The organism is Rossellomorea marisflavi, from assembly GCF_009806575.1.
Classification (GTDB): domain Bacteria; phylum Bacillota; class Bacilli; order Bacillales; family Bacillaceae_B; genus Rossellomorea; species Rossellomorea marisflavi_A.
The window spans coordinates 2,647,088-2,669,988 of record NZ_CP047095.1; the positions used below are offsets into that span (position 1 = coordinate 2,647,088).

Sequence of the window (22,901 nt, forward strand, 5' to 3'; positions counted from 1 at the left end):
ACGATTCGTTTCACCGCATGGGTGAGTATGCTACACTAACCTTATTGAAAGGAGCGGTTGAATGACACAACACCCCACCCCCTATATCGAATTCCTCGCCCACTTCAATGGAAGCAGGGATTACTTTGAGTGCCATGAAGTCCTTGAAGAATATTGGAAAGAAACCGATCCCGGCAACAGGGACTCACATTGGGTCGGCCTCATCCAGATTGCCGTCGGGATGTATCATTTCCGCAGGCAGAACTTGAAGGGTGCGGAACGCATGATCCGTAAGGGTACGGAGAACCTGAAGTGCCACCGTCCGGTCATGACGAGGCTCGGACTTGATGAAAGCCGTCTGTTTTCCATATTGGCCGAAACGGAAGAGCGCATACGTGAAGAAATGCCCTACCGCAGTGTCAGCCTCCCCATAAAGGATCCGGACCTGCTCCGATCCGTTCAGCAATGGTGCAGCCGCAACGGGTACGGCTGGTGTATCCCGAGTGATCTGACCGATCACGAGCTGATTCATCGCCATTCACGCAGAGATCGCTCACAGGTGATTCAGGAACGGAAGGAAGCCCTTCTCAGAAAAAAAAGAAACTAGCCTCCGGGCCAGTTTCTTTTTTTCATTCATTCATTTCTCCTTCGCACCTTTCAAAAAAGGAAGCGGTTTCTTCGTTGGGTTTGACGTCGAGCTCAGAGTACATGTCCTTCAGATGTTTCACCATCGCCTTCCCGATCCCTTCATGACGATGCGACGGGTTCACGGAGATGTGATGGATTTCCAAGGCACCTTCTTCTTTCTGCACCCCGATCAGGCCGACTATGTCTTCTTCTTTCCATAAAAAAAGCTGCCAATTATCATCCGTTTCATACTGCTTCATCGTTTGCTGAAGCTTCTTCAGGTCCTTTTCACTTGGCATGAAAGATAATAATCCCATTGCGATCTTTTCAAAAGCCTTTTTATATCGGATTAACATATTTACCCCTCGTTACGTTTATGTCCAGATGCTTTTACCATGGACAAAACTATAATTTTAATAAGCGAATGTTTTACTATCTTACTAAAACTGTTCTTTTTTATCAACTACCGTTTAGTTTCCCGCCAGGAAGAGCCAATAAACCACTCCCCACGCTAAACCCACTGCCAAAAGAAGGAAAAATAAACGCGTATTGCTTTTCGACATTGCGTACCCCCTGATTCAACACCCGTTCTTCGGACGGATCTGGTAGACTCTCACTCTATTAAGTATAACAGGTCATGGTAATATCCGGCACCTTTCAGTCCGGATATTTCCATGATTGTCACATTCAATCGAGCGGGAGGTCAAGGGAGAGGAGATCCTCATAGGATTCCCGTTTCACCACGAGGCGATCCTTCCCTTCTTCCACGAAGACGACGGGTGGACGAGGGATACGATTATAGTTATTCGCCATGGAGTACCCGTATGCGCCTGTGCAGAAGACAGCCAGGAGGTCACCAGGTGCTGCAACCGGTAACGGAAGATCCCAGATCAGCATGTCACCCGATTCACAGCATTTCCCTGCAATGGACACGGTTTCTTCCACAGGTGCCCCTGCTTTATTGGCAAGGACCGCCTCATATTTTGCGCGGTACAGAGCCGGACGGATATTATCACTCATCCCTCCGTCGATGGCGACATATTTCCTTACTTCCGGTACCACCTTGGTCGATCCGATGCTATAGAGGCTTGTCCCCGCATCACCAACAAGGGAACGGCCCGGCTCGATCCATATTTCCGGCATGTCCAGTCCATGGCGCTCCACTTCTTCCTTCACCACTGTGATCATGTCTTTAACATACTGTGCAGGTGGGATCGGCTGATCTTCCTTCGTGTACCGGATACCGAAGCCGCCTCCAAGGTTGATGACCTGAGGTTCGAACCCATGCTGCTCCTTCCACGATGCCACGGTGTCGATGATCTTCCTTGCCGCCAGGATGAAGCCTGTCGTTTCAAAGATCTGCGACCCGATGTGACAGTGGAGTCCAAGGAGTTCGATGCCCTCCATGGCCACTGCCTTTTTCATGGCCTCCTCTGCCTGGCCGTTCCCAAGATCGAAGCCGAACTTCGAATCCTCCTGCCCAGTCAGGATATAATCATGTGTATGGGCCTCGATCCCGGGAGTGACACGGAGAAGCACTCTGGTTGACCCGCCAAGCTCCCCGTGAATGGCGCCGATCAGCTCAAGCTCATGGAAGTTATCGACAACAATGCAGCCGATGCCGAGTTTGATCGCCATTGCAAGCTCTTCATACGATTTGTTATTCCCGTTAAAATGGATCTTCTCGACGGGGAATCCGGCTTTGATCGCCGTATGGAGTTCCCCTCCGGAAACGACGTCCAAGGACAGCCCTTCCTCTTTCATCAATTGAAAGATCGCGATGCTCGAGAAGGCTTTGCTTGCATAGGCAACCTCCGCTTTGACACCCAACTCTTCAAACGTATCCTTGAAGCCGCGAGCGCGCTCCCTGATCAGTGTCGTATCATATATGTATAGGGGGGTACCGTATTGTTCCGCCAGCTTTACGGTACTGACCCCGCCTATGGTCAATTGACCCTGTTCGTTGATTTCCTGAGATCCATGAAGTTCCATTCTCTGCTCATTCCCCTCTTTAATCCTTTACTAATTAAAAGTAATTTACCATAGAATGAGGGGGCTTGCAATCCTTCCTGGATTCAGCTCGGCTGTTTATGCCGGTTCTTTGCATGGACGATGCTCGGTCTGATTTTGGCTCCCGGTACCGAACGCCTGATGAGGATCTGAAGGAACGCTTTCGGACTGAATGGCAGCAATGGCCACATATAAGGAGTATTCAGTGACTTGATATTGGTGACGAATAGGACGTAAAGGGTACACCCGATAACGAGTCCCGGAATATGGAACAGGGCCACGAAAATCAAGATGATCAGTCGTGCCATCTTGTTGGCAACGCTTAATTCATAACTCGGGGTGGCAAAGGTACCGATCGATGCAACCGCAACATAAAGGATGACCTCCGGTTGGAAAAGGCCGACATCGATGGCAATCTGACCGATCAAGACTGCCGCGATCAGACCCATGGCCGTTGAGAGTGGCGTCGGTGTGTGTATCGCCGCTATCCTGAACATCTCCACCCCGAGATCCGCGATGAAGAGCTGGGCGATCACCGGGATATTGGTCTGTTCATCCGGACCTACATATTTGATTGCTTCCGGCAATAATGATGGATCCAAGACAAACAGATACCATAGAGGCAGAAGGAATAACGAGGCGAGGACACCAAGGAATCTCGTCCAGCGGACAAATGTTCCCACCGCAGGAGATTGGCGATATTCTTCCGCATGCTGAAGATGATGAAAATAGGTTGTCGGGGTGATGATCACACTCGGTGAGGTATCCACGAAGATGAGCACATGCCCTTCCAAAAGATGGGTCGCCCCGACGTCCGCCCTTTCCGTGTACCGGACGAGGGGGTAAGGATTATATCCTTGTTTGACCAGGAATTCCTCGATCGTTTTATCGGCCATCGTCAGGCCGTCGATTTTGATGCTTTGAAGCTCTTGTTTGACGATTTCGATCAGATTCGGATCGGCCACGTCCTCGATATAGGCGATGGAAATGTCCGTTTTGGACCGTTCACCTATCCTGAAGATCTCGAACCGGAGTCTCGGATCGCGGATCCTCCTGCGGGTCAGGGCTGTGTTGACGATGATATTCTCCACATAGCCATCACGTGAACCCCTTACCACCTTTTCCGTATCCGGCTCTGACGGTTGCCTTCCGGGATAGCTCCTCACATCGACAATCAGGGCTTCCGGGGCCCCTTCCACAAAGACGGCGATCAACCCTGATAGGACTTCATCCACCGCTTCCTCCACCGTTTTGACAGGTTCGACGGACTGGTGGACCAGACGATTGTGTACAATATCATAAATCTTACTGGTTGCCCGTTCATTATCATTCACGTCAACGAGTTCTTCAACGATGTGAATGACATAAGACGCATCGGTCAAACCATTGATGTAATAGATATGGACACCTTTCTTCAGGATCATGAGCTTACGTACGCCCAAGTCGAAGCTTTTATTCAGTCCAACATGGTTTTGCATATACTCTTCGAGTTTCCCCAAGTCCTTTGGAATCGGGGTCTTTCTGATTTCACCCATTGTACCCGCTCCTCTCTAAGATGATTTCCACTGCTTTTTTCGTGATGGGGCTACCCTGAGAGTAGTGATCCCGCTTCGCCATTTTCCCTATATCCCCTACACCGACGATGACCGGCACGTCCAGTTCATCCAGACAATACACCGTATCACCAGTCAATCTGCCCATCTCCATTTCCGGCACGCCGAATTTATCGACTCCATAGGGGGTGAGCTCTCCGAATTTATCAATGCACACGTCGACCCTCGTCCACTCCGCATGCCTTGTATGGCTTGCAACGGCTATGACACCGAGCACCTCGATATCATCATGCTGCGCCACGTACTTCATCGCCCTTTCCCCCGACCCTTCCCCAAGGAAGCCGCTATCATCGAACATGACAAAAACGGGGTCGCATTTGGCCTTTTTGATCAACTTGACCACTTCAGGTCCCGAGAGGACGGTCGGATTCCCCTTCGTGCTGGAAATGCACCGTCCCCCGAACTCCTTGGCCACGCATTCAACGGCCTTTTTCGCATATTCGTCACCGTCGGTTACAAGGATGACCTTCCGTTTTTTTTCTGTCATTTCAACGACCGCCTCTGCTTATGATTAAGGCTGTACGAGATACAGCCAATGGAATAGGGATCCTGCGATTTTGCCCAGGACGATGGCCATGATGAGCGTGATGATCTGGCTTTCGATCCCGATCCGTTTTGCCAGGATGGGGAAAACATTGAGCACCTCCGTGAGTGCGGCTGCCATCAGACCGATGAAGATGCCGCTTGCCGCTCCAATCGGAATCAAGATGACGGCGGCTGTGTGCAGCGTGAAATCATTCAATGAGATCACCGTGCCGGAAAGTGCTCCCGTCACGACCGCCCATTCATAGGAATGAATCATTTTCATCGTTTTCGTCAACTGCGTGAGCCTCGGGATGATACCGAGGACGGTCAAGAAGGCCACGAGCCCGGAGCCCACAGCAAGTCCCCCTCCGAACCCTACAAACAGTGCAAGAATGATCTTAATGGTCATCGAGCTTTTTCTGACTTTCTTTGTTTTCATGCATGATGACATATTGGTCAAGGTCCTGCTGGTAGTTGAACATCTCTACTTCAAGGGGACTTGGTTCTTCATTGATCCGTTTTTTGAACACATGATTGAAGAATAGGATCATCCCGAGACCCAGACCGATGGAATAGGGGATCTGATAGATCAACGGGTGTGGGTCCACACGACCGGTAATGAAAAAATACATGCGCTGATGAACTTCCCTCATGCTCACATCTTCGTGAAAGTTGATGATGGCGAGCGCCGTTCCGATGAATAAGAGGAGCCAGACGCCTGCGAAAAGGGGAAGGGATACCTTTTTCTTTTCATACACCACTTCGATGATCGTTTGGACTGGACCGATCGTTTGGATATCGAGAGAGGGATGGACGGCATTGATGCGCCTGATGGCCGTCATCACATCCACGACGATGATGTTTTTATCTTCCACGGTAACGTGATGGACAGGTATGTCCCTTATGCTTTCCAGAATCGGCTCCGGTGCGATGAGCTGGGCGATCTGCCCCAATTTCACTAAACTCTCTTCCCTCACTTGGATGCGGTGGCGCAATCGGATATACAGAACGTTCTCCAACATACTCACTTCCTGATTTCCTTGATTTTCACCTTGTTACCCATAGTATGGATGTTCAAAAATTATTTATGTAAACGCTCCATTCCCCCTCCACACCAAAAAGCCCGCAGGCTCCTTTACTCAAGGGTCCTGCGGGTTTTCATTCTGTATTCATTTGTTCCTTCATCGACTTGAGGATCTTCTTTTCCAGGCGCGATACCTGCACCTGTGAAATACCAAGCCGGTCGGCCACCTCCGACTGGGTCTGATCTTTGTAATAGCGTAGGTACACGATCAGGCGTTCGCGTTCATCCAGTTCCAGGATGGCTTCTTTCAGGGCGATTTTATCAAACCATTTATAGTCGGTCTGATCGGCGATCTGATCCAGTAATGTGATGGGATCCCCGTCGTTTTCATAGACCGTTTCATGGATGGAAGAAGGAGCCCTGCTGGCTTCCTGGGCCATGATGACTTCTTCCGGGGAATACTCCAGATGTTCGGCCAGTTCATTGACCGTCGGGACCCTTCCGAAGGTTTTCGACAACTCATCCTTCGCCTTCCGGATCTTATTCCCCATTTCTTTGAGGGACCGGCTTACTTTGACCGTGCCATCGTCCCTGATGAAGCGCTGGATCTCCCCGATGATCATGGGGACCGCATAGGTGGAGAATTTCACATCATAACTCAAATCAAATTTATCAACGGATTTCAGAAGGCCGATGGAACCGATTTGGAACAGGTCGTCCGGCTCGTACCCCCGGTTGAGGAAACGCTGGACGACGGACCAGACCAGCCGCATATTCTTCTGGACAATGATGTCCCTGGCCCCCTGATCACCTTCTTGACTGAGCTTTATCAGTTCCTTGACCTCATGATCCTTTAAGAATGGCTGCGCCTTTTCCTTTTCATTTTTCACTTCGACATCCATGGGCACGACTCCTTAATTGCATAGCGTTTTACTATTGGTTAAGTGCTTTTTCAGCCTTACCGTGGTGCCTGTACCTGGGTGTGAGGATATTTCGATTTCATCCATGAAGTTTTCCATGATTGTGAAGCCCATGCCTGAACGCTCCAGCTCCGGCTTCGACGTATATAGGGGTTGGCGTGCTTCATCCACATCTCCGATTCCAATCCCTTCGTCCCGGATGGTCATATCGATGTAGCCATCTTCCTCCATGATGACAGAGATGAATACCTGACCCGTCGGTTTGTTTTCATAGCCGTGGATGATGGCATTGGTCACGGCCTCTGAGACGACGGTTTTGATTTCCGTGAGTTCATCCATCGTCGGATCGAGCTGTGCGATGAAGGATGCGACGGTCACACGGGCAAAGGATTCATTCTGACTCACTGAACTGAACTGGATACTCATTTCATTCCTCATTCAAGCGACCCCCAATCGTTGCAGTGCATTTTCTTCAGAAGGCTCAAGACGGATGATCTTGAAGAGCCCCGACATATCAAAAAGGCGGTTGACTGAATGAGAAATGGCACAAACGACCATCTCTCCGTGTTTTTGCTTGATTTGTTTGTAGCGGCCAAGGATCACACCCAGGCCGGAACTATCCATGAAGCTCAGTTCTTCAAGGTTCAGGATGATATGGCGGATATTTTCACTCTCGATCAGGGCGGATGCCCTTTCCCTTAATTCATCGGCGGTATGATGATCCAACTCCCCGCTCAGACGGATGCACAGGACGTCACTTTTCACTTCTAGGTCAATAGCAAGACTCACTATAGAAAGCCTCCTTCTCTGTCTTATAGTGAGTGTTTTCGCTATTCTTTTTCAAGAATCCTTCCTGATGACAAAACTAGAAGGAATTCGTCATAATTAGTCAATGTTATTGATCGGTTTTCGTGAACATGCTCAGGCTTCGTTTATAAAAATCCCACCAGCTTGCCTTCTCCACATCACTCTTTGCCACAAGAGGTGTTTCAAGAACTTTCTTCCCTTTGTTCATGATGACGAGTTTCCCGATTTCGTCCCCTTTCTTGATCGGGGCCTTCACCTCTTCCGCGATGCTCACCTTCTGCTCCACCTTATCAAGCTTCTCCCCTTTTTGAGTCAGGATTGAAACCGGTTCCTGTGTGACAGCTTGGAGTTTGCGGTCTTTTCCTTTGGATACTTTTGCTTCGCCGATGCCGTCACCCTTTTTATAGAGGGGCTTCGTTTGATATTGATTGAAGGCGTAATCGAGCATGGTGCTCACTTCATTGTTGCGGTCCTTAGGGGAAGGTGCACCGAATACGACGGCAATGACCCTCATATTCCCTTTTTTCGCAGTGGCCGTGAGACAGTATTTGGCCTCATTGGTGAAACCGGTCTTGAGACCATCCACCCCGTCATAGAAGCGGACGAGTTTATTGGTATTCACAAGCCAGAACTTTTTGTCAGTGTTTTCCCTGAGATACGATTCATAGCTTCCCGTGAACTTCGTGATGCCGTCATATTTCAATAATTCCTTTGCCATCATGGCCATATCGTGGGCAGAACTGTAATGGCCCTTTGACGGTAGTCCGGTCGGATTTTTAAACTGGGTGTCCTTCAATCCGAGTTCCTTTACCTTGGCGTTCATTTTTTCAACGAAGCCTTTTTCACTGCCTGCGAGATGCTCTGCCATGGCAACAGATGCGTCATTGGCGGAACCGATGGCAATCCCTTTCAGCATTTCCTCCACAGACATTGTTTCACCTGGTTCAAGGAAGATCTGCGAGCCGCCCATCGATGCTGCATGTTCACTGGTGCGGATCTTATCCTTCCAGTCGACCTGGCCGTTCTCGATCGCTTCCATGATCAGGATCATGGTCATGATCTTTGTCATGGATGCCGGGGCCAGGCGTTCATGACTGTTTTTATCGTATAGGACAGAGCCCGTATCCCTTTCGATCAGGACCGCTGATTTTGCTACTTCAGCAAGCTCGGACTTCTTCTCCTCAGCAAATCCCGATACGGGGTTCAATGAAAAAATGAAGAAACATAGCGTTAGGATAGACAGTACACGTTTCATTTTAAGATCCTCCATTCATCTTCAATATTCAAAACTTCTATCACCATTTTTTCCAACATAGACCTTTTTATACAAAGGCTTCCGAAAATTCTTGGGAGATGCTGTGGATTCTCACTGTCTGCAAGCACAAAAAAACCACCTCCCGTTTTCCGGAAGGTGGTGCTGGTAATCAATGTGTGATTTCTGTGTGAATCAGGGTCGGTGCTGCTACTTTCTCAGAAGAAAGCTTGATGCTTTCATATAGCTTTTCCTTTACCCGTTCCAGTTCCGCTTCATCATTGCTGTATATGGTCACCAATGACTCCCCGGCCTCTACCCGGTCACCGATCTTCTTCCTGAGCTCGAGCCCGACGGCAAGGTCGATGACGGAATCCTTCGTCGCCCGTCCCGCTCCGAGCCACATGGCTGCAGTCCCGACGGCATCTGCGATGATCTCGGATACATATCCTGCTTCCTTGGCGGGCAGTTCACTGATGTGTGCAGCCTGAGGGAGCTTGGACGGTTCATCCACGATGGACGCGTCTCCTCCTTGGGAGGCGAGGAAGACCTTGAAGCTTTCAAGGGCGGACCCATCCTTCATGGCTTTTATGAGTCGTTCACGGGCTTCTTCTATGGAATTCGCCTGTTCGGCCAGGTAGACCATATGACTTCCGAGGGTCAAACAAAGTTCAGTCAAGTCTTCCGGCCCTTCGCCCTTCAGCGTATCGATTGCTTCCTTCACCTCGAGGGCATTCCCGATGGCAAATCCGAGGGGCTGACTCATATCAGAGATGACGGCCATCGTTTTCCGGCCAACATTGTTCCCGATATTCACCATGGCACTCGCAAGCTCCTTGGAGTCATCGAGAGTCTTCATGAAGGCACCTGCTCCGGTTTTGACGTCCAGTACAATGGCGTCGGCTCCTGCTGCGATCTTTTTGCTCATGATGGAGCTTGCGATCAGCGGGATGCTATTCACCGTGGCTGTCACGTCACGAAGCGAATACAGCTTTTTATCGGCGGGGGTCAGGTTTCCGCTTTGTCCGATGACCGCCAGCTTGTTTTTGTTTACAAGACGGATGAATTCGTCATTTTCAATTTCCACATGGAAGCCTTCAATGGCTTCCAGCTTGTCAATGGTCCCGCCGGTATGTCCGAGTCCGCGACCGCTCATCTTCGCCACAGGCACTCCTACTGCCGCCACAAGGGGCCCGAGTACGAGGGTCGTCGTATCACCGACACCCCCCGTCGAGTGTTTATCCACTTTGATGCCTTCTATGGCGGAAAGGTCTATCTGATCACCCGACTCCACCATCGCCATGGTCAAATCGGCACGCTCCCTTTCGGTCATATCCTTGAAGAAGATCGCCATGGTCAAGGCGCTAACCTGATAATCCGGAATGGATCCTTCTGTATATCCGTTTACGATGAAGTTGATTTCCTCCGTCGTCAGTTCTTTTCCATCTCGTTTTTTCTCTATTAGGTCAACCATTCTCATCACTTTCACCCACTTTTACGTATTAGCTTACAATGACTTGACGATTTCTTTTACATAGGAGAGGAAGTTGGCACGTACCAGTACGGTCGTCTCCATGACCTCATCATGGGAAAGGGGCTGATCCAGGATCCCTGCAGCCATGTTGGAAATGCATGAGATCCCGAGAACTTTCATTCCGCCGTGGCGGGCTACGATGACTTCCGGAACGGTGGACATTCCGACCGCGTCACCTCCGAGGACACGTGCCAGGCGGACTTCTGCAGGTGTTTCATACGTAGGACCTGTATTCCCCACGTAGACCCCTTCCTGTACGTCAATGGAAAGCTTAGCGGCAATTTCCTTGGCAAGATGCCGAAGCTCCTTCGAATAGGCTTCCGACATATCCGGGAAGCGGGGGCCCATGCGCGAGTCATTCGGGCCGATGAGGGGATTCCCTCCCATATTGTTGATATGATCCGTGATGATCATAAGGTCGCCTGCTTTGAAGCTCTCGTTCACTCCTCCAGCAGCGTTCGTCACGATCAGGATTTCGACTCCAAGCTCCTTCATTACGCGCACCGGGAAGGTTACTTTATCGAAATCATATCCTTCGTAGAAATGGAAGCGTCCCTGCATTGCAACGACTTCCTGACCGGAAAGTCCGCCGTATACAAGCTGACCGGCATGCCCTTCCACCGTCGAGACCGGGAAATCGGGGATTTCGTTGTATGGGATTTTGACAGGCTCTTCGATCTCATCTGCCAGGACTCCGAGTCCCGAACCCAGTATCAAACCGATTTTAGGTGTTTTGGTGAATCGTTCGTTCAGGTAGCGTGCGGCTCTTTCTATTTGTTCGTATTTCATGGTCACCTCTCCTTTACCGCTTTATTTTGTACCGGCAACTGCTGCCGGCCATCTGTCATTGGACGTGCGAAAATTTATTTCAGTGACGTCAGGAAGCTTTCCCCGAACTTTGGATGTTTCACATTGAAGTTGTCGGCAACCGTAGCCCCGATATCGGCGAATGTCTTCCTTACAGGAAGCTCTTCACCCTCTCCGCTGAATCGCTTTGAATAGACGAGAAGCGGCACATATTCACGCGTATGGTCGGTTCCTGGAGCCGTCGGGTCATTCCCATGATCCGCCGTGATGATGAGAAGGTCTTCTTCGGTCATTTTCTCGAAAACCTCCGGAAGCCTGGCATCGAATTCTTCCAAAGCTTTCCCATAACCTTCAGGATCACGGCGATGGCCGAATTGGGCGTCAAAGTCGACAAGATTGAGGAAGCTCAAGCCTGTAAACGGCTGGTCCATGGTGCGGATGAATCCATCCATACCGTCCATATTGTCCTTTGTCCGGACCGAATCCGTCACCCCTTCCCCGTTGTAGATATCGGAGATCTTCCCGATGGCGATCACATCGTACCCAGCATCCTTCAGCTCGTTCATGACGGTGCGATCGAATGGTTTCAAGGCATAGTCATGTCGATTCGATGTTCTTTTGAAAGCCCCCGGCTCACCGATGAAGGGGCGGGCGATTACACGGCCAACGAGGAATTCATCATCCTTCGTGAGTTCCCTGGCGATTTCGCAGATGCGGTACTGTTCTTCGATGGGGATGATGTCTTCATGGGCTGCAATCTGCAGGACGGGATCGGCGGATGTATACACAATCAAGGCACCGGTCTCCATATGTTCTTTCCCCAGTTCATCGATGATGGCCGTTCCGCTTGCAGGCTTGTTCCCGATGACGGTCCTGCCCGTTTCCGCCTCCAGTTTCTGGATGAGCTTTTCCGGAAAGCCTTCCGGATAGGTTTTGAACGGTGTATCGATGTTCAAGCCCATGATTTCCCAGTGTCCTGTCATCGTGTCTTTCCCTACGGATGCTTCCTGCATTTTCGTGTAGTGGGCAAGGGGCTTTTCAGCCTTGTCGATCCCTTTGATCTCACGGATGTTGCTCAGACCAAGCTTGGCCATATTGGGCATATGGAGCCCATTCATATGTTCCGCGATGTGACCGAGGGTATCGGCACCTGTATCATTGAACAGGTCTGCATCGGGTGCTTCCCCTATTCCCACTGAATCCATCACGATCAGGTGGACCCTTTTGTATGTATAGCTGCTCATTTTATCTGCCTCCTGTGAACAACCGTCTATAAAACGGTTACATTTTCATCAATGCTAGTAGTGTACCCTCTGTCACTCAAGGTGAATCAGAACGATACAACGTCAGAAGTCTGACATCTTTATTCTACTTTCCCCTTCAAAAAAATACAAGGGAGATCCCGCAAAATTTGCGGGATCTCCCCATACCCTAAGCCCTTGGGTGGAATTTCGTATATACATCCTTCAGGCGGGTCTTTGTCACGTGCGTATAGATTTGCGTGGTGGAAATATCGGCATGTCCGAGCATTTCCTGAACCGCCCGCAGATCGGCTCCATTTTCAAGGAGATGCGTGGCGAATGAATGCCGTAGTGTATGAGGCGTGAGTTCCTTCTCGATATTGGCCTTTTTCTGAAGGGCCTTGAGATTCTTCCAGAACCCCTGCCTGCTCATCCCGCGGCCATGATGATTAAGAAAAAGGTGATCATCCCGTTCTTTGCCCGACCTGAGCTTCAGACGGGAATGTTCGAGGTAATCCCCGAGGACATTCATCGCCGTCTGGCCGATGGGGATGATCCTTTCCTTATTCCCCTTCCCGATACAGCGGATGAATCCCATATTGAGATGAAGATCATCGAGCTTCATACCGATGAGTTCACTTACACGGATCCCTGTTGCATATAAGAGCTCAAGCATGGCCTTATCCCTCATGCCGAGGGGAGTGGAGGCATCGGGCGCTTCGAGGAGCGCCTCCACCTCGGATAGGCTCAGGATCTTGGGCAGCTTACGTTCGGTCTTCGGTGTCTCGAGATGGACCGTTGGATCCTGCTCCACGGCTTTCTCTCTCAGAAGGAACTGGTGGAATGAGCGGATCGAAGCCACATGCCTGGCCACGGTCTTCGACGACTTCCCCTGATCACCAAGATGCCCGAGGAACTGGACGATGTTGACACGTGATACCTCACCCCAGCCTTCCATCCCTTCTACATTTTTAATATAGAGGGAGTAGCTCTTCAAATCGCGCTTGTAGGAGTCAATCGTATTTTTCGAAAGCCCCTTTTCCACTGTCAAGAAATGCATGTAATCTTCTATGCGGTCTTCCAACATCCATTACTCCCCGTTCGTATAAAAAAATAATAATCGATCATACCAGTGTGCTTCCTCGTCTGCAACCGCCGAGGAAACTTTCACTGCCGACCCCTCCGGTTCATCATATCGGTGATACCCTTCGTATTCTTCACCGATCCACATGATGCCGTAATAAAAAAGGATCGTCGATCCCGTAAAAAGGATAAACACCTTCAGCGTCTGCCAGATCATCCGGACTCCTTTACCCATCTTCCATCCTCCCCGTCATCTATTAATACAAGCTATGACGGTTTTCCTTCATTTTATACCTGAACGGATGAAAGTTTAGGCGATGTATCGGCAAAAAGCCCCGAAGATTATGTATATCGCATGCTTGCGACGGGATCCCCGGGGCTTCGATTACTCTTCATTATCCTGGCATCTTGAGCAAATGCCGTGAAAGGTCAATCTGTGGTCTTTTATTTTAAACTTCCAGTCGCGTTCCACAATGTTTTCAACGTCTTCCAATAGATCTTCCTGAATTTCATCCACCGCTCCACATTCGATGCATACGAGATGATGATGGAAGTGGGCAGCTCCTTCTTGGCGAAGATCATAACGTGATACTCCGTCGCCAAAGTTGATTTTATCCACGATTTTCAGTTCGGACAACAGCTCCAGGGTGCGATACACCGTGGCAAGTCCGATTTCCGGAGATTTTTCCTTAACGAGGAGGTATACATCTTCGGCACTGAGGTGGTCTTCTTCATGTTCGAGCAACACCCGCACAGTCGCTTCACGCTGGGGTGTAAGCTTGTAACTGGCTGAGTGAAGGTGCTTTTTGATTCGTTCAATACGGCTTTCCATGGTCCCTTCCTCCCCCGTCAATATCTAGTTTATTATAACAAAAAGGGAGGAATAAGCAAAATAAAATTATTACAAACAAAAAAGTAGAATGATTCTTATATAAGAATAGGTTTACTTGATTTTGGAAATAACCGCTTCCATCAAACTTGGAGACAGATAGGCTTCCACTCCCGCCGCCACCGTGATGATGGCGATGGCCGCTACAAGGAAAACGACATATCGCGAAAAGAACGGGATCATGGGTAACTGCATGGAAGTCTGTCCCCTCATGAAGATCTTCCTGATCAACGTAATGGAAAAGCTCGCACTCACAGCACCTATGAAAATGAAGGCCGGTATGATGATGATGTTTTGTGGAAGGATGCTGACGAATGAGAGCAGGAAGCCGCTCCAACCCATCTGGTTCACGAGGAAGCCCACAGAGAAACCGACCACGACCCCTTTCATGAAAACGAGAACGAAGATCAACGGAAGTCCGATGATCGAAATCCCGAGCAGCCAAAGGATGCCCAGCGACTTCACATTATGTAGGAAGCTTTGCCTGAACATATCCTCTGAAGATGTCATCCTGCCTCCTTCTATCTCGGTGAAGAATTTCCCCAGATAAAGATATAGATCTTCTTTCTGGGCGAACGACAGGGAATTGACGACGATGGCGCCGAAGATCACACCCATGAGGAATAATGTGATCATGAATAAATAGATCGAGGAATGGGCTTGTACATGTTGGATTAGTGGATTGGATTGAGAAAATTTTTTACGCATCACTGTGCTCCTCCTAGACATCGATTACTAATCTATATGAGGGAGCACCCGGACATATGACAAGATCCCTCCCGGATAACCGGAAGGGACCTGCATGGCAAGGATCAGCGTGTTGCCTCCAGGAGTTCAAGATACTGAATGGCATACGCCGTCTTGGCGTCATAGATTTTCTTTTCCTTCATGAGTGCCTTCGCTTCCTCCAGCCCCACTTCCAGGAGCTCGACGAATTCATCTTCATCCGGACCCTTCGCATCTTCCATTTTATACAGATCCTTTGCGACATACAGATGCACTAGTTCATCAGCGAATCCCGGGGAAGTGTAGAAGGAGATCAAATGCTCAAGCTTTCTGCATCCGTATCCCGTTTCCTCTTCAAGCTCCCTTTCTGCTGTAAGGGCAGGCTCTTCACCAGGCTCAAGCTTGCCTGCAGGGATTTCAACAATGGCTTTCTCAAGGGCTTTCCGGTACTGCTCGACCATGACGATCTTTCCTTCTTCCGTGAGGGCGATCACAGCCACGGCGCCCGGATGCTTGATCAGTTCGCGTTTGGAGGTCTTTCCGTTCGGGAGCTCCACTTCATCGATCTGAAGGTTGATGATCTTTCCTTCGTATACTGTTTCCGACTGGATTGTTTTTTCTTCGAATTTACTCATTTGTCGACTCTCCTGTTCTTTCAACGCTGGATTCTTCATACATTCTACCATACTTCCGAATCGGGGTGGAATTCTTGGAAATTCTGGTGGATAAAGATCGTGTCATCCTCAAAGGGAAGGCGTGGGAGATCAGAAGGAAATTGAAGGAGTACAGTGTCCGGTTCGATACGGTCCAGGATTGGATCAAAGCCATGCATTCCGAGTCCCGTTAATTGTTTATCCCATCCTCCATCCGTTAATATAATAGAGGAAAGAGTATCGGAAGGGATGGATGAATAGTGGATAAGAGAGAACTTGGAAACTCCGGTCTATATGTATCAAAGCTTGGACTCGGATGCATGTCCCTCGGGACGGAGGAGCAATCGGCGGTAGAGATCGTCCGTTACGCCCTGGACCATGGCGTGAACTATCTTGATACCGCCGATTTGTATGACTTTGGACAGAATGAAAGAATAGTGGGACAAGCCCTGAAGGGGCGCAGGGACGAAGTGGTCCTTGCGACAAAAGTCGGGAACCGCTGGGACGATGTGGATGATGGGTGGCGCTGGGATCCTTCCAAGAGCTACATAGAGAAAGCCGTAAAGGACAGCCTTCACCGCCTGGGTGTCGACTACATCGATCTGTACCAGCTTCACGGGGGAACGATCGAAGACCCTTATGAAGAAGCCATCGAGGCTTTTGAAACGCTGAAAAAAGAAGGGTTGATCCGGGCGTATGGGATTTCGTCCATCCGTCCGAATGTGATCAAACGATTCCTTTCACACGCCGATATCCAGAGCATCATGATGCAGTACAGCCTACTCGACCGCCGTCCTGAAGAATGGATGCCCCTCCTTGAGGAACATGGTGTGAGCATCGTGGCGAGAGGCCCCCTTGCCAAAGGGATGCTTTCAGAGCGGATGCTGGCGAAAGCCTCGGAGAACGTCCGGGAGAAGGGCTATCTGGACTATTCGTATGGGGAACTGGAGGAGACGCTTTCTTCCATTAAAGAGAGACTGGGCTCACGAGGCATGAATGAACTTGCCCTACAGTACGTGCTCTCCCACTCCACGGTCGCTTCTGTCATCGCAGGAGCAAGCTCAAAAGAGCAGCTCGCCCAAAATATCGAAGCGATCAACCGTGAGCCGCTCACGGATGGAGAAGTCAAGCTCCTGAAGGACCTGACCAAATCTTCTAGATATGATGCCCACAGGGACTGACCCATAGGAAAGGGACGGCTATCCATAGCCGTCCCTTTCTGTCTATCCGCGATCTTTGAACTCTTTCCAATTCATGCTGCTCTCATTCAAGAGTTCCTCGAAGCTTTTATTCTTTTCCCGACGCTTTTGCTCTTCTGCCTTCAAGCGCCGCTCTTCCGCTTTCTTGTCGGCCTCTTCGTTCTCAAGCTCCTGCTTTTTATGTTTAAGCTGCTCGAATAGATCGGCATTGATGGAATGTTTGAGCGTCAGTTCTGCTTCCTGTTTCTTTTTCTTTGACATCTCGATCCCTCCCCACCCCTTAGTTATAAAACGTTCGACCTCATAAGTCCACTATCTTGCAAGAATTCGTTCAGGAAAAGGAAGTTGACTAGGTGCCAATAGAAAAAAAGACCGGGCATTGAAACCCCGGCCTTCCGCATCCCCCGACTCTCTTTAATATGGAATCAGTATGCTTCAAGCTTCACATCATCATGGACGATGAGGTCCGCTGCCGTTGATGACTTGATATCATCCACGCTGAAGCCGTTGGCCACTTCACGCAGAACCAGCCCTTCATCCGTGACGTCCATGACCGCACGATCGGTAATGATGCGGTCCACGACGCCCCTGCCTGTAAGCGGAAGAGTGCATTCCTTGAGGATTTTGCTCTCCCCGCTCTTGTTCACGTGCTCCATGATGACGATGATGCGTTTTGCCCCGTGGACAAGGTCCATGGCTCCGCCCATCCCTTTGATCATCTTGCCTGGGATCATCCAGTTGGCGAGATCGCCATTTTCCGCCACTTCCATTCCTCCGAGGATGGCGATATTGATATGTCCTCCCCGGATCATGGCAAAGGACTCCGCACTATCAAAGTACGCGGACCCGGGAATGGCCGTCACGGTCTCTTTTCCTGCGTTGATGAGATCTGCGTCCACTTCCTCTTCTGTCGGATACGGTCCGATACCGAGCAACCCATTCTCTGATTGCAGGACCACCTGCTTATTGTCCGTGATATAGTTGGCTACGAGCGTAGGCATCCCGATGCCGAGGTTGACGTAGAAGCCATCCTCGATTTCTTTTTCCGCACGCCTGGCAATCCGCTCCCTCATACTTCCTCGATCCATTTCCTCCACTCCCTTTCTTATGATTTTACCGTTCTTCGCTCGATCCGCTTCTCTTGATCGGCTTGGATGAGCCGTTGGACGTAGACGCTCGGCGTATGGACCTCGGCAGGGTTCATGCTGCCCGTTTCCACAAGCTCTTCCACCTCGGCGATCGTCACCTTACCGGCAGCGGCAATCATAGGATTGAAGTTCTGGGCGGTTTTATTGTAGATGAGGTTCCCCATCTTATCGCCCTTCCAAGCACGGACAAGTGAAAAATCGGCGGTGTACGCCTCCTCGAGGAGGTACTCCTTCCCATTGAAGGTGCGCGTCTCCTTGCCTTCGGCCACCGGGGTACCGACGCCTGCCGGAGTGTAGAATGCCGGGATGCCGGCTCCGCCCGCACGGATTTTCTCAGCAAGGGTACCCTGAGGGACGAGCTCGACTTCCAGCTCTCCCGAAAGGACTTGACGTTCGAACTCTTTATTCTCCCCTACATACGAACCGATCATCTTGTCGATCTGTTTGTTCTTCAATAGTAAGCCTAGTCCCCAGTCATCCACCCCGCAGTTATTCGAGATGACGGTCAGGTTCTTGACTCCTTTCTTTTCAAGGGCCAGGATCAATTTCTCCGGGATCCCACACAGGCCGAAGCCTCCTACCATCAATGTCGCCCCGTCCTTGATATCGGCTACAGCTTCATCATACGATGTGTATACGGTTTTCATCTCGTTCCCTCCCATTCTATTGATTCAGTTCAACGATCGTCGCAACGCCCTGGCCTCCACCAATGCAAAGCGTAGCAAGACCGTGGGTGACATTTCGCTTCTTCATCTCGTGAATGAGGGTCACAAGGATCCTGGTCCCGCTCGCACCGATCGGGTGGCCGAGGGCAATCGCCCCTCCATTCACATTCAGGCGCTCCTTATCGAAATGAAGCTCTTTATCAACAGCAAGGGACTGAGCCGCGAACGCTTCATTCGCTTCTACGAGACCCATGTCTTCAAGGCTCATCCCTGTCTTCTCCATGACTCTCTTCACCGCCGAAACCGGTCCGATTCCCATCACACTCGGGTCGACGCCTGCATTGGCATTCCCTTTGATCACGACAAGGGGGATGATCCCCAGCTCATCCGCCTTCTTCCTGGACATGACCAACACTGCTGCTGCACCGTCATTGATGCCCGACGCATTTCCCGCCGTGACCGTCCCTTCTTTTTTGAAGGCCGGGCGGAGCTTGGATAACCCTTCAGCCGTCGAGCCTTTCCTCGGGAACTCATCCTGACGGAATACGACTGCTTCCCCTTTTCGCTGCGGTATTTCCACCGGCACGATCTCATCGTCGAATCTTCCTTCTTCGATGGCGGATACAGCTTTTTGCTGACTCCATGCCGCAAATTCATCCTGCTCTTCCCTCGTCAGTCCATATCGATCACACAGATTCTCAGCCGTGACGCCCATATGGTAATCATTGAAGGCACACCAGAGCCCGTCAGAGATCATGCTGTCGACGACCTTCTGATCCCCCATCTTATAGCCGTCCCTTGCCCCTTTTAATAAATACGGGGCCATGCTCATATTCTCCATCCCTCCGGCAACGACGATATCGGCATCACCCGCAAGGATGGCCTGCGTTGCCAGGTGGACAGTTTTAAGGCCGGAGCCGCATACTTTATTGATGGTCATGGCGGGGACGGTTTCCGGCAGTCCAGCCTTGATGGAAGCCTGACGTGCAGGGTTCTGCCCGAGGCCTGCCTGGAGCACATTCCCCATGATCACTTCATCAACCTGATCGGGGTCCACCCCCGCTTTATCCAATGCTTCTCTAATCACGATGGCACCAAGGTCCGGCGCCGATACGCCCTTCAGCGAACCGTTGAATGCCCCGATTGCTGTCCGCACCGCACTGACGATCACCACTTCATTCGACATCATTCTTCCTCCCTTTCTTACAATCTGGTGTGTTTTTAAGAGAGTTCGACCATAAAAACATTCCCATCATACAGTTTTCGATGAAAGCGGTTAAATTCCTCTAAATTTGACGAAAAATTTTTAGTTGATTTATATATTAGAATATTTCTACAATAGAGGCAGGAGGGAGATTATGAAACTACCTAAACAAGTGACGATCATCGAAGTCGGCCCCCGGGACGGACTTCAAAACGAACAGAACTTTGTGCCCACTGAAGTAAAAGCTGCCTTCATACGGAAGCTCAAGGCTTCAGGGATCAAAGAGATGGAACTGACTTCCTTCGTTTCCCCGAAGTGGGTGCCCCAGATGCAGGACGCATATGATATTGTGGAAAACTGTCTGACGGAGGATTCTCGTGACATCGTTTTGGCGCCGAACCGGAAAGGGGTCGAACGCGTCTATGAAACGGGGTGTCGTGCCATCGCCGTCTTCGTGGGCGTAAGCTCGGGATTCAATCGGAAGAATATCAACAAGTCGACGGAAGAGGCTCTTGAGGAGATCCTGCCTCTGGTCAAGCAAATGAAGGAACGGGGCTATTTCGTCCGTGCCTGCATCTCGACGGCATTTCACTGTCCTTATGAAGGGAAAGTTGATCCGTATGAGACCCTAGCCATCTGTAAGGCGTTCCGTGATGCCGGTGTGGATGAGCTGAGCGTCGCAGATACGATCGGGAAAGCGGATCCGCTCGAAGCATTCTCGCTCTTTTCCCTGTTGAAGCGTGAATTGCCCGACGTGCTCATGACGGCGCATTTCCACGACACCCGGAAGATGGCCCTGCCCAATATCCTTGCTTCCATGCAGGCAGGCGTCACCAGATTCGATTCTTCTGCAGGTGGTCTCGGAGGTTGTCCTTTTGCCCCAGGTGCCACAGGAAATGTTGCAACGGAAGACGTCGTTTATATGCTGGACTCCATGGGGATCTCCACCGGCATTGATCTTGAAAAATTGACCGAGGCCATACGGGAGGTCTCCCCTCATATTTCACGGAAAATTGAAAGCGGTTACTATAATCTGAGTCTTTGATTTCCCTTTCAGCGCTCCCTTTGGGTGGCGCTCTTTTTGTATCTGTGGAGTGCTCTCCGTTTCTCTTTTTAGCCCGATTTGCTAAGATGGAAGAAAATGATGCTTCGAGGTGAGCCATTAGATGAAGAAGAAGTTAGCCGTACTGGGAGGCGCCGTCTCCACATTGGGCCTGCTCGGTCTATACATAACCAATCGCTTCATGTATCTGCCCAAAAAAGAGGAAAAGGACATTTACGAACGTGAAATCCAGGCAAACCGCCTGATTGAACATGAATACAATACCCTTCCGAAACAGGAAGTGACCATCACCTCCCCCTTTGGATATTCCATCAACGCCGTCTTCATCACCCCCTACCCAAAGGGCAAATTCATGATCTTCTGCCACGGTGTGACGGAGAACAGATGGAACTCGGTGAAGTATATGAACCTATTCCTTAAGAGAGGCTACAATGCGGTCCTCTATGACCATCGACGACACGGCGAGTCCGGCGGGAAGTCGACGAGCTACGGATATTTCGAGAAGCAAGATCTGAAGGCTGTGGTGGACGAATTGATCCGTCGCGAAGGCGACGATGTGCACTTCGGTATCCACGGGGAATCCATGGGGGCAGCCACCCTCCTTCTTTATGCGGGCAGCGTCGAGGACAGGGCAGATTTCTATATCGCGGATTGTCCTTATTCGGACTTCGGTCAGCAGCTGACCTACCGGATGAGCGCGGAGGTGAAGCTCCCATCCAAAGCGGTCCTCCCCCTTATCAACGGGATGCTGAAGCTCCGGGAAGGGTATACCTTGAAGGACATTGCACCCCTCGCCGTCGTGGACCGGATCAAAAAACCCGTCCTCTTCATCCACAGTGCCGACGATGATTTCATCCTGCCTCGGATGACGGAGGAGCTCTTCGAAAAGAAGAAGGGACCCAAACAGCTGTTTCTGGATTTCAAAGGTGCACACGCCCAATCGTATAATGATAATCCCGAAAAATACGAAGAAGTCATCGACGAGTTCCTTCAGCGTTTCACCGAAGGCGGTGAATCATGATCCCTAAGGCATTTGCTGAAAAGATGGTGGCTATGCACGGGGAGCGGGGCATGGAATGGATCCGCCGGACGGAAGGCCTGCTCGCTTCAATCAAGGATGAGGGCACTCTCACATTCGGGGACCCATTCGACCTCAGCTACAACTTCGTCATCCCTGCATCTGATGGCACTCACGACTACGTATTGAAGACAGGATTCCCCGGCCAGGAATTCACCCATGAATACCAGGCTCTCCAAGCCTTTGAAGGGCCGGGTGTGGTCAAGTTGATGGAAGGCAAACCGGAAGAAGGCTGGATGCTCCTTGATCTTGTAAAGCCCGGAACCCCTCTCCACACCATAAAGGAGGAAGCGGACGTGCTGGCCATCTGGTCTGAATGCGCAGGGGCGCTTTGGCGTCAGCTTCCAGACGGTGCGGATTTCCCGACGGTCTCAGATTGGTCAAGGGGCCTCGCCAGGCTCCGTGATCGCTTCGGCGGCGGAACCGGCCCCATTCCGGAGTATCTGGTTGAAAAGGCCGAAACCCTTTTCCCCGAGTTGCTTTCAACAGCCGGTCCCCTTTATCTTTTGCACGGTGATCTGCATCACGGCAATATCCTGCATTCAGACAGGGACGGCTGGACGGTCATCGATCCGAAAGGACTGATCGGAGAGCGGGAGTATGACTGCATCCAGTTCATGCTCAATCATTGGCAGGACCACCCGGAACCCCTTTTGCTCCTCGCTTTGAGGGCCGGGACGCTCGCATCCTCCCTTTCCCTTTCATACGGGAGATTGATTCGCTATGGTCTTTGCCACTCTATACTCTCTGCCAGCTGGTGCACGGAAGACGGCGTCGGCGATCCGTCCAACGGCATTGAACTGGCCAAATTATTCGATACGCTCATCCAAGACGAACACTGACAGAAGGAGACA

The 22,901-nt window shown here is 50.6% G+C and carries 28 protein-coding genes; 6 read left to right on the plus strand and 22 right to left on the minus strand.

The annotated features are described in order from the left end of the window. Window positions 1-61 precede the first annotated feature (61 nt). Entirely contained in the window at window positions 62-586 is a 525-nt protein-coding gene (locus tag D5E69_RS13785; protein WP_048014055.1) for a DUF309 domain-containing protein, read from the plus strand. Between the two features lie 22 nt (window positions 587-608). Here D5E69_RS13785 and D5E69_RS13790 read toward each other — a convergent pair whose 3' ends face one another. The 18 genes from D5E69_RS13790 to D5E69_RS13875 all read right to left on the minus strand — a co-directional run bounded on the left by D5E69_RS13790 (window position 609) and on the right by D5E69_RS13875 (window position 15,672). Beyond that, on the minus strand, window positions 609-962 hold the full coding sequence (locus D5E69_RS13790; RefSeq protein WP_048014054.1) for a GNAT family N-acetyltransferase: 354 nt from the start codon (window positions 960-962) through the stop codon (window positions 609-611). A gap of 331 nt (window positions 963-1,293) precedes the next feature. Beyond that, window positions 1,294-2,598, minus strand: coding sequence for a diaminopimelate decarboxylase (lysA, locus tag D5E69_RS13795; protein ID WP_063191650.1), 1,305 nt, complete (start codon window positions 2,596-2,598; stop codon window positions 1,294-1,296). 83 nt (window positions 2,599-2,681) lie between these two features. Beyond that, window positions 2,682-4,151 (minus strand): spore germination protein, encoded by a 1,470-nt coding sequence (locus D5E69_RS13800; protein WP_048005934.1) that lies wholly within the window; start codon window positions 4,149-4,151, stop codon window positions 2,682-2,684. Beyond that, window positions 4,144-4,716, minus strand: coding sequence for a stage V sporulation protein SpoVABEA (spoVAEA, locus tag D5E69_RS13805; RefSeq protein WP_048005935.1), 573 nt, complete (start codon window positions 4,714-4,716; stop codon window positions 4,144-4,146). Before spoVAEA ends, D5E69_RS13800 begins: the two co-directional genes overlap by 8 nt. A gap of 24 nt (window positions 4,717-4,740) precedes the next feature. Next, a complete protein-coding gene (locus D5E69_RS13810) occupies window positions 4,741-5,163 on the minus strand; it encodes a stage V sporulation protein AB (protein WP_048005936.1) in 423 nt (140 codons plus the stop codon). Then, window positions 5,153-5,773 (minus strand): stage V sporulation protein AA, encoded by a 621-nt coding sequence (locus D5E69_RS13815; protein WP_048006389.1) that lies wholly within the window; start codon window positions 5,771-5,773, stop codon window positions 5,153-5,155. The genes D5E69_RS13810 and D5E69_RS13815 overlap by 11 nt, the downstream gene beginning before the upstream one ends. Window positions 5,774-5,912: 139 nt before the next feature. After that, window positions 5,913-6,680, minus strand: a complete 768-nt coding sequence (gene sigF / locus D5E69_RS13820) for an RNA polymerase sporulation sigma factor SigF (RefSeq protein ID WP_048005937.1) — start codon at window positions 6,678-6,680, stop codon at window positions 5,913-5,915. 12 nt (window positions 6,681-6,692) lie between these two features. Continuing rightward, complete coding sequence (gene spoIIAB, locus D5E69_RS13825) at window positions 6,693-7,136, minus strand: anti-sigma F factor (protein ID WP_048005938.1); 444 nt, start codon at window positions 7,134-7,136, stop codon at window positions 6,693-6,695. After that, on the minus strand, window positions 7,137-7,487 hold the full coding sequence (gene spoIIAA, locus D5E69_RS13830; RefSeq protein WP_048005939.1) for an anti-sigma F factor antagonist: 351 nt from the start codon (window positions 7,485-7,487) through the stop codon (window positions 7,137-7,139). Window positions 7,488-7,593: 106 nt separating this feature from the next. After that, window positions 7,594-8,760: a D-alanyl-D-alanine carboxypeptidase family protein gene (locus D5E69_RS13835; protein WP_048005940.1), complete on the minus strand. Its 1,167-nt coding sequence runs from the start codon at window positions 8,758-8,760 to the stop codon at window positions 7,594-7,596. Between the two features lie 169 nt (window positions 8,761-8,929). Next, the gene (locus tag D5E69_RS13840; protein WP_048014733.1) at window positions 8,930-10,237 is read right to left on the minus strand and encodes a pyrimidine-nucleoside phosphorylase; all 1,308 of its coding nucleotides are present in this window, start codon (window positions 10,235-10,237) and stop codon (window positions 8,930-8,932) included. Window positions 10,238-10,264: 27 nt separating this feature from the next. Further along, window positions 10,265-11,080 carry a purine-nucleoside phosphorylase gene (locus tag D5E69_RS13845; protein WP_159129790.1) on the minus strand — a complete coding sequence of 272 codons (816 nt, stop codon included), beginning with the start codon at window positions 11,078-11,080 and terminating at the stop codon, window positions 10,265-10,267. Between the two features lie 74 nt (window positions 11,081-11,154). Continuing rightward, the gene (gene deoB, locus D5E69_RS13850) at window positions 11,155-12,342 is read right to left on the minus strand and encodes a phosphopentomutase (RefSeq protein WP_048014731.1); all 1,188 of its coding nucleotides are present in this window, start codon (window positions 12,340-12,342) and stop codon (window positions 11,155-11,157) included. A gap of 187 nt (window positions 12,343-12,529) precedes the next feature. Next, the gene (xerD, locus tag D5E69_RS13855) at window positions 12,530-13,423 is read right to left on the minus strand and encodes a site-specific tyrosine recombinase XerD (RefSeq protein WP_063191747.1); all 894 of its coding nucleotides are present in this window, start codon (window positions 13,421-13,423) and stop codon (window positions 12,530-12,532) included. Between the two features lie 6 nt (window positions 13,424-13,429). Continuing rightward, complete coding sequence (locus tag D5E69_RS13860) at window positions 13,430-13,657, minus strand: YqzK family protein (protein ID WP_048005944.1); 228 nt, start codon at window positions 13,655-13,657, stop codon at window positions 13,430-13,432. A gap of 150 nt (window positions 13,658-13,807) precedes the next feature. Beyond that, window positions 13,808-14,254: a ferric iron uptake transcriptional regulator gene (gene fur / locus D5E69_RS13865; protein ID WP_048005945.1), complete on the minus strand. Its 447-nt coding sequence runs from the start codon at window positions 14,252-14,254 to the stop codon at window positions 13,808-13,810. A gap of 111 nt (window positions 14,255-14,365) precedes the next feature. After that, entirely contained in the window at window positions 14,366-15,019 is a 654-nt protein-coding gene (gene spoIIM / locus D5E69_RS13870; RefSeq protein ID WP_048005946.1) for a stage II sporulation protein M, read from the minus strand. Window positions 15,020-15,123: 104 nt separating this feature from the next. Beyond that, complete coding sequence (locus D5E69_RS13875) at window positions 15,124-15,672, minus strand: NUDIX domain-containing protein (RefSeq protein ID WP_048005947.1); 549 nt, start codon at window positions 15,670-15,672, stop codon at window positions 15,124-15,126. Between the two features lie 80 nt (window positions 15,673-15,752). Between D5E69_RS13875 and mciZ the strand changes: the two genes are divergently transcribed. Together mciZ and D5E69_RS13885 are read left to right on the plus strand one after the other, a co-directional pair. Continuing rightward, a complete protein-coding gene (mciZ, locus tag D5E69_RS13880) occupies window positions 15,753-15,884 on the plus strand; it encodes a Z-ring formation inhibitor MciZ (RefSeq protein WP_392398064.1) in 132 nt (43 codons plus the stop codon). A 66-nt stretch (window positions 15,885-15,950) separates the two neighbouring features. Next, on the plus strand, window positions 15,951-16,871 hold the full coding sequence (locus tag D5E69_RS13885) for an aldo/keto reductase (RefSeq protein WP_159129791.1): 921 nt from the start codon (window positions 15,951-15,953) through the stop codon (window positions 16,869-16,871). 42 nt (window positions 16,872-16,913) lie between these two features. Here the strand turns inward: D5E69_RS13885 and D5E69_RS13890 are convergent, their stop codons facing one another. The 4 genes from D5E69_RS13890 to D5E69_RS13905 form a co-directional block, all read right to left on the minus strand. Next, a complete protein-coding gene (locus D5E69_RS13890; RefSeq protein ID WP_048005950.1) occupies window positions 16,914-17,150 on the minus strand; it encodes a YqkE family protein in 237 nt (78 codons plus the stop codon). A 164-nt stretch (window positions 17,151-17,314) separates the two neighbouring features. After that, complete coding sequence (locus D5E69_RS13895) at window positions 17,315-17,977, minus strand: CoA transferase subunit B (protein ID WP_048005951.1); 663 nt, start codon at window positions 17,975-17,977, stop codon at window positions 17,315-17,317. Between the two features lie 17 nt (window positions 17,978-17,994). Continuing rightward, a complete protein-coding gene (locus D5E69_RS13900; RefSeq protein ID WP_048005952.1) occupies window positions 17,995-18,684 on the minus strand; it encodes a CoA transferase subunit A in 690 nt (229 codons plus the stop codon). Between the two features lie 16 nt (window positions 18,685-18,700). Continuing rightward, window positions 18,701-19,891 carry an acetyl-CoA C-acetyltransferase gene (locus D5E69_RS13905; RefSeq protein ID WP_048005953.1) on the minus strand — a complete coding sequence of 397 codons (1,191 nt, stop codon included), beginning with the start codon at window positions 19,889-19,891 and terminating at the stop codon, window positions 18,701-18,703. Between the two features lie 169 nt (window positions 19,892-20,060). Here D5E69_RS13905 and D5E69_RS13910 point away from each other — a divergent pair, with 169 nt between their 5' ends. From D5E69_RS13910 to D5E69_RS13920, 3 genes are all read left to right on the plus strand, one after another. Then, the gene (locus D5E69_RS13910) at window positions 20,061-20,951 is read left to right on the plus strand and encodes a hydroxymethylglutaryl-CoA lyase (protein WP_048005954.1); all 891 of its coding nucleotides are present in this window, start codon (window positions 20,061-20,063) and stop codon (window positions 20,949-20,951) included. Between the two features lie 121 nt (window positions 20,952-21,072). After that, window positions 21,073-21,990: an alpha/beta hydrolase gene (locus D5E69_RS13915; protein WP_048005955.1), complete on the plus strand. Its 918-nt coding sequence runs from the start codon at window positions 21,073-21,075 to the stop codon at window positions 21,988-21,990. Beyond that, entirely contained in the window at window positions 21,987-22,889 is a 903-nt protein-coding gene (locus D5E69_RS13920) for an aminoglycoside phosphotransferase family protein (RefSeq protein WP_159129792.1), read from the plus strand. The genes D5E69_RS13915 and D5E69_RS13920 overlap by 4 nt, the downstream gene beginning before the upstream one ends. Window positions 22,890-22,901 lie beyond the last annotated feature (12 nt).

Bases quoted from the DNA above. Each gene is read 5' to 3' on its own strand.
- D5E69_RS13785 (WP_048014055.1), top strand. From the start codon at position 62: ATGACACAACACCCCACCCCCTATATCGAATTCCTCGCCCACTTCAAT.
- D5E69_RS13790 (WP_048014054.1), bottom strand. From the start codon at position 962: ATGTTAATCCGATATAAAAAGGCTTTTGAAAAGATCGCAATGGGATTA.
- lysA (WP_063191650.1), bottom strand. From the start codon at position 2,598: ATGGAACTTCATGGATCTCAGGAAATCAACGAACAGGGTCAATTGACC.
- D5E69_RS13800 (WP_048005934.1), bottom strand. From the start codon at position 4,151: ATGGGTGAAATCAGAAAGACCCCGATTCCAAAGGACTTGGGGAAACTC.
- spoVAEA (WP_048005935.1), bottom strand. From the start codon at position 4,716: ATGACAGAAAAAAAACGGAAGGTCATCCTTGTAACCGACGGTGACGAA.
- D5E69_RS13810 (WP_048005936.1), bottom strand. From the start codon at position 5,163: ATGACCATTAAGATCATTCTTGCACTGTTTGTAGGGTTCGGAGGGGGA.
- sigF (WP_048005937.1), bottom strand. From the start codon at position 6,680: ATGGATGTCGAAGTGAAAAATGAAAAGGAAAAGGCGCAGCCATTCTTA.
- spoIIAB (WP_048005938.1), bottom strand. From the start codon at position 7,136: ATGAGGAATGAAATGAGTATCCAGTTCAGTTCAGTGAGTCAGAATGAA.
- D5E69_RS13835 (WP_048005940.1), bottom strand. From the start codon at position 8,760: ATGAAACGTGTACTGTCTATCCTAACGCTATGTTTCTTCATTTTTTCA.
- D5E69_RS13840 (WP_048014733.1), bottom strand. From the start codon at position 10,237: ATGAGAATGGTTGACCTAATAGAGAAAAAACGAGATGGAAAAGAACTG.
- D5E69_RS13845 (WP_159129790.1), bottom strand. From the start codon at position 11,080: ATGAAATACGAACAAATAGAAAGAGCCGCACGCTACCTGAACGAACGA.
- deoB (WP_048014731.1), bottom strand. From the start codon at position 12,342: ATGAGCAGCTATACATACAAAAGGGTCCACCTGATCGTGATGGATTCA.
- D5E69_RS13860 (WP_048005944.1), bottom strand. From the start codon at position 13,657: ATGGGTAAAGGAGTCCGGATGATCTGGCAGACGCTGAAGGTGTTTATC.
- fur (WP_048005945.1), bottom strand. From the start codon at position 14,254: ATGGAAAGCCGTATTGAACGAATCAAAAAGCACCTTCACTCAGCCAGT.
- spoIIM (WP_048005946.1), bottom strand. From the start codon at position 15,019: ATGCGTAAAAAATTTTCTCAATCCAATCCACTAATCCAACATGTACAA.
- D5E69_RS13875 (WP_048005947.1), bottom strand. From the start codon at position 15,672: ATGAGTAAATTCGAAGAAAAAACAATCCAGTCGGAAACAGTATACGAA.
- D5E69_RS13890 (WP_048005950.1), bottom strand. From the start codon at position 17,150: ATGTCAAAGAAAAAGAAACAGGAAGCAGAACTGACGCTCAAACATTCC.
- D5E69_RS13895 (WP_048005951.1), bottom strand. From the start codon at position 17,977: ATGGATCGAGGAAGTATGAGGGAGCGGATTGCCAGGCGTGCGGAAAAA.
- D5E69_RS13900 (WP_048005952.1), bottom strand. From the start codon at position 18,684: ATGAAAACCGTATACACATCGTATGATGAAGCTGTAGCCGATATCAAG.
- D5E69_RS13905 (WP_048005953.1), bottom strand. From the start codon at position 19,891: ATGATGTCGAATGAAGTGGTGATCGTCAGTGCGGTGCGGACAGCAATC.
- D5E69_RS13910 (WP_048005954.1), top strand. From the start codon at position 20,061: ATGAAACTACCTAAACAAGTGACGATCATCGAAGTCGGCCCCCGGGAC.
- D5E69_RS13915 (WP_048005955.1), top strand. From the start codon at position 21,073: ATGAAGAAGAAGTTAGCCGTACTGGGAGGCGCCGTCTCCACATTGGGC.
- D5E69_RS13920 (WP_159129792.1), top strand. From the start codon at position 21,987: ATGATCCCTAAGGCATTTGCTGAAAAGATGGTGGCTATGCACGGGGAG.